8 protein-coding genes are annotated in these 7,924 nt (G+C 63.9%); 2 read left to right on the forward strand and 6 right to left on the reverse strand.

Going from position 1 to position 7,924, the window contains the following annotated elements; all coding sequences use genetic code 11:
* Positions 1 to 473: 473 nt before the first annotated feature.
* The 4 genes from FFS56_RS20200 to FFS56_RS20215 all read right to left on the reverse strand — a co-directional run bounded on the left by FFS56_RS20200 (position 474) and on the right by FFS56_RS20215 (position 2,832).
* On the reverse strand, positions 474 to 902 hold the full coding sequence (locus FFS56_RS20200) for a polynucleotide kinase (protein ID WP_127011566.1): 429 nt from the start codon (positions 900 to 902) through the stop codon (positions 474 to 476).
* Between the two features lie 87 nt (positions 903 to 989).
* Entirely contained in the window at positions 990 to 1,202 is a 213-nt protein-coding gene (locus FFS56_RS20205; RefSeq protein WP_127011567.1) for a hypothetical protein, read from the reverse strand.
* Positions 1,202 to 2,026 (reverse strand): hypothetical protein, encoded by an 825-nt coding sequence (locus FFS56_RS20210; protein WP_127011568.1) that lies wholly within the window; start codon positions 2,024 to 2,026, stop codon positions 1,202 to 1,204. Before FFS56_RS20210 ends, FFS56_RS20205 begins: the two co-directional genes overlap by 1 nt.
* A gap of 290 nt (positions 2,027 to 2,316) precedes the next feature.
* Entirely contained in the window at positions 2,317 to 2,832 is a 516-nt protein-coding gene (locus FFS56_RS20215; protein WP_127011569.1) for a DUF4188 domain-containing protein, read from the reverse strand.
* A gap of 70 nt (positions 2,833 to 2,902) precedes the next feature.
* Between FFS56_RS20215 and FFS56_RS20220 the strand changes: the two genes are divergently transcribed.
* Together FFS56_RS20220 and FFS56_RS20225 are read left to right on the forward strand one after the other, a co-directional pair.
* Positions 2,903 to 3,514, forward strand: a complete 612-nt coding sequence (locus FFS56_RS20220) for a MerR family transcriptional regulator (protein WP_127011570.1) — start codon at positions 2,903 to 2,905, stop codon at positions 3,512 to 3,514.
* A 113-nt stretch (positions 3,515 to 3,627) separates the two neighbouring features.
* Positions 3,628 to 3,918 (forward strand): hypothetical protein, encoded by a 291-nt coding sequence (locus tag FFS56_RS20225; protein ID WP_127011571.1) that lies wholly within the window; start codon positions 3,628 to 3,630, stop codon positions 3,916 to 3,918.
* Positions 3,919 to 4,008: 90 nt separating this feature from the next.
* Here FFS56_RS20225 and FFS56_RS20230 read toward each other — a convergent pair whose 3' ends face one another.
* Together FFS56_RS20230 and FFS56_RS20235 are read right to left on the reverse strand one after the other, a co-directional pair.
* A complete protein-coding gene (locus FFS56_RS20230) occupies positions 4,009 to 5,211 on the reverse strand; it encodes a hypothetical protein (protein ID WP_164734067.1) in 1,203 nt (400 codons plus the stop codon).
* Between the two features lie 8 nt (positions 5,212 to 5,219).
* On the reverse strand, positions 5,220 to 7,358 hold the full coding sequence (locus FFS56_RS20235) for an AAA family ATPase (protein ID WP_137772282.1): 2,139 nt from the start codon (positions 7,356 to 7,358) through the stop codon (positions 5,220 to 5,222).
* Between the last annotated feature and the right edge of the window lie 566 nt (positions 7,359 to 7,924).

Genomic DNA, 7,924 nt, shown 5'->3' on the forward strand with positions numbered 1-7,924 from the left:
CCACGAAAAGTTACGATCTGCGTGGATGAAGCTCTGCTCAACATCAGATCCGCATCAGCGTCGAGAGAGAGTTCCTTACAGATTTCCTGGTATATCGCTTCCACTCACTCACCCCTCCATGGAGAGGGGTCTACCTGAAGTCGACCCCTCTCCTCCGGTTAGCTATCAGCCACCGTTACCGTACTTACTCTTTCCCTGACGGCCGACGAAAACGCGGCGCTTCTTCGGTGCAACGAGCATCACTCCTCCTTTCCTCGTCAAGGCGCAACTGAGCGTTGGCCTATATGCATAGACGCACTGACGCCCATTTTCGTTACGCGGAAAAGGCTAGACTTTCGTCTACACATTCCTCTGCGGCCTTGAGCTAACATTCTGTGCCTCAAGTGTCATTCGACACTGTGATGGTGCATTTCGGCATTCTGGCATTCTGATGGTGCCGACGAAACGGGGCCACACGGCCCGTGAATCGCGGGTTAGAAGTCGCCTTCGGCCACCTGGAAGCAGACCAGTCCGCGCGACCGCCACATCTCGACCACGCTCCGGCGGTCGTCGACCACGCCGATGACGGAGAAATGCGGTTCGATGTGGGCGTCGTAGATCTCGGCCTTGACGATGTTGTCTGCGCGCTGGTCGCCGGTGCGACGGAGCAGCAGGCGGTCGAACGGGATCCCGTTGAACGTCAGCCAGGCTTCGGTGGCGCGACGGGCGGTCTCGTCGCGGCCTGAGACGACGATGAGCGCATCGACGTCGGGGTGCGCGGCAAAGGCCTGTGCCGCGACGACGACCGGGTGGTTCGGGGTGTCGATCGAGACGTTGCGCATGTCGTACGGCGAGCGGTCGCCGATGAGGGCGAGGGTGCCGTCGACGTCGAAGATCCAGGCGCGAGGGCGATCGGTGGGCATGGTGTGAGGGTAGTGGGTTGTTCGGGAGTTGCGCGAGTGACGGAACCGCCTCGCTACCGTGCGTAGCGAGGCGGTCGATGATGGTGCTCAGGAACTGCTGGACCGTCGTCGTTCGCGCACAGTGGCGCGCACGAGCAAAGCCAACGCAGTGGCGATGAGGGTGAAGGATGTGAGCCAGAAGATCCACACGACGTCCTGGAACAGCTGCAGGTTGGCGATCACCGGAAGCGCAACGCCGACAATGACCAATGCCGCCACGGTTGCACGCTCACGAGACGTGCCACGAACACGTTCGGCCATCACGACACCATTGCCTTTGCTACGCATTCACCAGCGGTGGATCCGATGATGCCACCCGCGGCGGCTACGCAGGCGGCACATCCGATGCCAAGCGTTGCGCCGCAGATGACGCCACATGCAACCCCGATGGCCACAAGCGCCCACTGCGCGATGCCTGCGCTCGTCAGGCACTTGTTCAAGGTGTTCCAGTTGAATGCGGGTTGCGCTGTCCCGACCGGGGTGGACTCGCTGCCATCGGACACGATCTGATCGAGCTGAAGTTGACCGTCCTGCCATAGCGCCACTCTTCCGGAGTGCTCTGTCTGCGCCTGGTACACGACCTCCGCGCGTGAAGCGATGCTCCCATCGGGGTTGAACATGACCGTGTACCCCGAGATGTCGAGCAGGTTCACCGTGGAGACGAAGGGGACACGAAGGATGAGTGATCCGTTCTCCGTCGCCCTCGTGAATGCCTGAGATGTGTCGAGCGCGAGTCCACTCTCCGTCGAAGTCTGAGAGCTGATCCCGGCGTCCGCGAGAAGGCGGTCCGTCGTTGAGGAGGATGCCGGTTCTGTGTTTTCTGCGTACTCGACAAGCTTGTCCCCCACATTCGCGGTGGATGACGCGATCGGCGATTGGAACGAGGCGGCCTGCGTCTGACCCACAGTCCCCGCCCGAGGCGCCGCCGCTGAAGTTCGCACGCCTGCGGGACCGGCTGTGATCACGGTCACTGCGATCGTGACGGCGACCAACCCTGCTATCACCATCAGCGCGATACGCGTCAGACGGCGTTCTTCTCCGTCGCTCATCGATGACTGTCTCTGGAACTCGGCGATGTTCATCATTGCTCCTTTGCTGATCAAACCCCGCCATAACGTGTAAAACGTTACTTTGTTACTGTCGCGCCGTCTGTCCCCCGTTTGGGTGACAGACGGCGCAACCTTCCGGGGCGAGGATTCGGTGGTTCGACTGCCTGCGTGCAGGGGTGGCTGCTCGGGCCTTCAATGGGGGCGATCGCGCGGCCTCGTCGAGAACTGCTAGGTCTCCAACGCTCCAGGTGAACGCTGGTGTGGACATCCGCATTCGCAAGTGCGCCCGGGAATGGGGCCTCCTTGTTCTTCGCCCTGCGCGAGGCTCACGGGGCGTTTGTTGTAGTGATTGAGGTCGCGGCGTCCGTCCGTCCATCCGCGAACCGCGCCTGAGCTCGGTCGTGCCGCTTGCCGACGGGCACGAGCTCTGTGGCCTTCGGCAACCCCATCGGCTTCGTCGAGACGTACACGCTCTCGGCGGTGTCGACGCGGAAGGTCTCGTGCCAGACGCCCACCGCTCCCGGGGCTTTGCGGGCTGCGCGGTTGAAGGCGGTCCAGGCGGGGCGGTGCTGCTGGTCCGGGCTCGACGCGTAGGCATAGAGCTTGTCGACGGATGACCAGTACTGCACGACGTAGGGTCCGCCCGAGCCGAAGAGCAGGTGGTAGCCGAGTATGCCCGAGTCGGGGTCGGCGCTGAGCTCGCGCAGCATCCCCGGCATGGCGAAGAACGCCGGCATCCACAGGTCGGGGCGCCACCAACGGTTGATCTGCATCCCGATGTGGAACACGACGAGCTCGCCCTCGTGGCGGTGGGTCATGCGGCCCGCGATGACTTTCGACATGATGTCTCCTTGATTGGATAGTCTCACTATCCATAATGGATAGCGCTACTATCGAAGTCAAGAGGTGGCCATGAGAATTTCCGAACTGTCAGCCCAGACCGGCGTGACCGTGCCGACGATCAAGTACTACCTGCGTGAAGGGCTGCTGCCCGAGGGCGAGAGGTCGTCCGCGACTCAGGCCGCGTACGGCGAGAAGCACGTGGAGCGGCTACGGGTGATCCGGGCGCTTCTCGACGCCGGGGTGAGCATCGCCGAGACGCGGCGGGTGGTCGCGGCGCTGGATGATCCGCCGGCGAGTGCGCACGAGCTGCTGGGGGCAGCGCATGCGGCGATCACTCCGCCGGTGGATGAGGCTTTGGATCTGACTGACGCGGAGGTGCTTGTCGCGGGGCTCGGGTGGAAACCGGGGATGTGCGACGAGGCGGTGCTGCACGCGGTCGCGCGGGCGCTGCAGGGGTTGGAGCGTGTCGGGTTCACCGTTCCGGATGCAGCGATGGCGGAGTACCTCGCGAGTGCGCGGCGGATTGCGGATGCGGAGATCGCGGGGGTGCCGGGGGAGTCTGCGGAAGCGGCGGTGCGGTACGTGGTGCTGGGGTCGGTGCTGGTGGAGCCGTTGTTGTTGGCGTTGCGGCGGGTGGCGCAGCAGGTGAGTTCGGGGGAGAAGTTCGGTTCCTCGGGCTGACGGGGTCGCGATCCCTGGCGCTGATCGGCCTGGTCGCTGAGCAGGAGACGACATACCCCTACGCCTTCGCCCGCACCGTCGCATCCGACGCCGCCACCCGGTTCGCTGGAGTGATGAGCAAGAGCGACGAACTACGCGAGAAGATGGACCAGCTCGTCGGCACTTCGCGGTCCGCGGGGTGCTTCAGTGGTGGGGACGACGCCGGCCAAGACTGGTCGGGCTACGACATCTACGAGTGGTTCCCCGACGAACGGCAGATGGTGCACCGCGTCGATGTGGAGATCTTCGGCGGTCGGAACGAAGCCCTCGAGCTCTTCGCCCGCGTGAGGGTTCGTCGACGGAGTCCGACCAGACGTCCTTCAACTCCGACGGCACGGTCGAGCCCCGGTCGGCAGTTTCGATGACGGGGCCGCTGCCGCAACGATGGCGATAGCATTCGTGCCTCGGTAACGTTCCATGGGCCCGAGGAGATGCGCGCGAGAGTCTTCGCCCAGTCAGGGAGCCAAGCTGGATGGCAGTGCCAGCAAAACGCCAAGTTGCCGCGCCGACGCTAGCAACTCGCCTGGCTCCCCACTCACATCCACCGCATGCGCAACAACCGTCGTCCCCGTCGCAGCAATCTCATACCGCCGCGGCTCCACATCCCCCGACACGAACAGCAGGTGCACCTCGCGAACTCCAGCCGTCACGGCGTAGGCGAGCGCCTGATAGAGATCCGCGTTCGGCGGCGACCCGTCGCTCTCGCCCCACACCTTGTACTTCGTATCCGCGACGGCGATCACTCGCCCATTCCGCGAGATCACGATGTCCGGACGCATCTGGATCTTCCCCGCCATGTCCAACCGCCAGTTCGACACCTGCAGATCGACGTCGAACCCCTCGGGATGCAGCGTCGCCTGAAGAACCCGCCCGACGAAGTCCTCGTACACCTTCGCGACGTTGAGCAAGAATGCGGACCCCGAGCTCGCACCCTCGACGTGCGCCCACGATGTCGCCTCGAGAACCCATCGGGCGAGGCGGAGGGCAGGCTGGTAGTGCGCGTTCAACCGGGACCCCGTAGGCAGGATGATCGGCCCCGTCACACGCAGATCCGACACTTCGGAGAACAACCCCAGGAGCGGACCGAGCTTGTCGACCACCCGCCGCGGAAGCTGCTCCAGTCGCACCAGCGCGCGCAGCGCGGCCTTGATTATTCTGTTCTCCGGAACGTCTTCGGTGTAGTCGTCGTAGTTGAGCTCCACAGGAACGGGGATACCCGGCCGCACCTTGAGCTGCCGCGCGATGTCCCAGCGACCGCGAATCACGGTGCCCGTCTCTTCGATGGAGACGTATCCCTTGAGCATCCCCCGGCCCGTCGCCTCCCCGACTGCCCGTATTAGTGCGGATGCCAGCGCGGCTGGGAGATCCTGATCGGCCTCGAAGGCAAACGACGCATCATCCACCTCGGCCTGCAAGCCTGAGTAGGAGGCCATGAAGATGAGACTTCGCAGCGGCGTCTTCGGCCGCACGATCAGACGCACGTCATCAATCGCGACCACACCGACGCGCGTCACGTCCGTGACCCGCCAGATGCCCGAATCCACCGTCGGTGAGACCCGGCAGAACCTCAGGTCTTGCAGACGCGCAGCTTGCGACGCGGTGAGCGCGACCAAGGACTCGCCCTTCTCGGCGATGTCCTCGACGCGGGCCTCGACCATGACCGAGTTCATATCTCGGGCGTTGGGGCCGTGTCCGTGGTGACGATTGTGAGCAGAGCATCCAGCCCGTACTTCACACGCACGTCGACGCCCGTGCCGATGTGCCGCTCTTCGAGCAGAGGCAGGATGCTCTCCTCCCACACGGCGCGCAGGTCGTCCTCGCCCAAGTCGTCCGTCCGGAGCAGGTGGCTCGGGCCGATGCGGTCCTCGCGGTCGCGGATGCTCTCGTTCAGCAGCTCGAACAGTGCGGCGACCGGGAGCGTCTGCGGGTGTTGCTCAGACCACCGTCCGAGGATGCCCTTCACCGGAGCGACATCGGGGTGCAGCTCGAAGAACGAGAACCGGCGGCGCATCGCCGAGTCGAGCAGCGCGATCGACCGATCGGCAGTGTTCATCGTCCCGATGATCAGCACGTTCGCGGGGAGGCTGAACGACTTCCCGCCATCGTCGCCCGACCCGGCATAGAGCACGTCGATCGCATCGTCTCGGTACTCGAGCAGGTAGTACAGCTCGCCGAAGACCTTGCTGAGGTTCGCGCGGTTGATCTCATCGATCATCAATACGTGCGGGACATCCGGGTTCTTGCGCGCTTCATCGGCGATCTCTCGAAGGGGACCGCGGGTGAGGGAGAACGACAGCTGCCCCGCGGCATCCGTCACCGGACGGTAGCCGGCAAAGAAGTCCTCATAGGTGTACGACGGGTGGAACTGGATGCGCTTCACCACGCTGCCGGGTTTGCCGAGCCGGTCGGCCAGCGCGCGAGCGACATACGTCTTGCCGGTTCCGGGAGGGCCGTAGAGGATCACCTGACCGCGGCGGTGCAGAGCGCTCGTCACCTTTCCGAGCCATGCCTCGTGCAGGTGGGTCGCGCCGGCGAGTTCTGTGAGGTCGACCTCGGAGGGGAGGAAGCCGCGTGGGTCCGCGCTCACGACGTCGTCGGTTCCATCGTCGTCCGGCGGAAACGCAGGGAGGCCCGTGTTCGCATCAGGATGCCAACGGCTGCGGAGCGGCTCGTCGTACACGGTCACCGGTTTGCCCGCCTTGAGCTGCAGGGCGATCTGGATGCGCTGCAGGTCTGAGTCAGCGTCGTCGGAGAACTCTCCGCCGATCTCGCCGATGAAGGCTTCTCGGATGAGCCGACGATGATCCGTCGAGACGATCGGACCGAAGAAGCCCGGGTGCACCAAGTACAGCAACGCATACCGCTGAGTCGGGAACGCCGTGTCCGAGCCTAAGACGAGATCACGCCACTTCCGGGGGTCCTCCAACGCAGCGACCTGCTCCTCATCCGTAAGGTCGGTCCACGCCAGGAGGACATCGAGAATGACGGTGATCGCCTTGTTGACGTGTGATTGCATCCCCTGGCCGGGGTTGAACGCGCCACCGCCGAACGCCTCATCGAAGACCTGGGGGATCTCGACCGGATGCCGCATCGTCTTCAGCATCGATTCGACGCGCTCACGCTTCTTGGCGTGGCCGATGATCCAGCCGATCGGCAGCACCTGAAGTGTGATGACTTCGGCCATCAGGAGACGCTGATCATCTGTGGCGTCTGCAAACTGGATTGCGAGGTTTCCCGTGAAGCCTTGACCCTCGGTTGCTTCCGCCGAGTTCCAGAGGGCGCGTACTTCGCGGATGTTCTCGCTGCTCCACACCTCACGCCCGGGAGCGAAAGCGGACATCCCTTTGCGGAGTCCTTCCTGAACGATCACATCGGCGGCCGCAAGGAGCTTTCGCTGAGCGCTGTCAGTGCTGACCCACCGCTCAGGAAGCGCCTGGTCGATCTCGTCACGAAGTCGCGCACGTCGGAGCGCGTATCTGCGTTGCGCCTCGAGGAGGAACGAGTCTCCCGGGTGAGCGTTCAGTGCGTCGACGCCCTCCGGAGTGATCGCCCACTCGCCGATGCCGGAGGGGTTCTTGCGGAGCCACCCTGCAGCGACGAGGTCGGCACTTGACCACCGCCAGTCAATCTCGCCTCTCGGGCGGTTGTGTGATTTGAGTTCCGATTCGTAGGGCGTGAGGGGAACGCGATCAAGGCACTCTGCCCAGATGGCGGATACCTGGAGGTACGAGCCGTCCGCTGCTCGCTCACCCAGGATCTCCAGCGCAGTGCGGGCACGCTCAGCGCGCTTGACGTCCTTGTCCATCGTTCTCCTCAGGGTCTTGGTGCGCTCACAACCCTGTGACCACCGCCGGGTTCAGTGTTACGCGCATCGGACACCCTTAGGACTCGGTGCGCGTCGGGCTCGGTCTACTTGCGCGGACAGTTCCGCTTGTCGTGACCGTGGTAGCCGCAGACGCTGCATTCGCCTGCATTCGGCGAGGTATCGCAAGAGCGCTTGTCGTGTCCCAGTTTTCCGCACCACGAGCATGTTCTCGTACCACTCGCACTCATTGCTGCCTCCGATTGTCGCTGCCCCGCCAATATGGTCAAGAGCTTAGTGGTCGTCAAGCTTCGCGAACCGCTCGCCTGCGCGTGCGAGAACCACATGGGCGTACCTCCCACGCCCATGAGGACTTCATCGCATGTACTGTGAGATTCCTCGCCGAACGGCGAGAACACCGTGGTTGGTAGGCAGCCACAAAAGGAGAAGAGTGCAAAATGAGAAAGCTCAGTACCATCGCCCAAGCCCTCGCAGATGAGATCGCAGCGCAGGATTGGTCGGATGCGCATTCGCGAGCAGACGGTGCACGCCACAACCGCGAGCTAGAT

Source organism: Microbacterium sp. Beta, from assembly GCF_005502545.1.
In the GTDB taxonomy this organism is placed as follows: domain Bacteria; phylum Actinomycetota; class Actinomycetes; order Actinomycetales; family Microbacteriaceae; genus Microbacterium; species Microbacterium oxydans.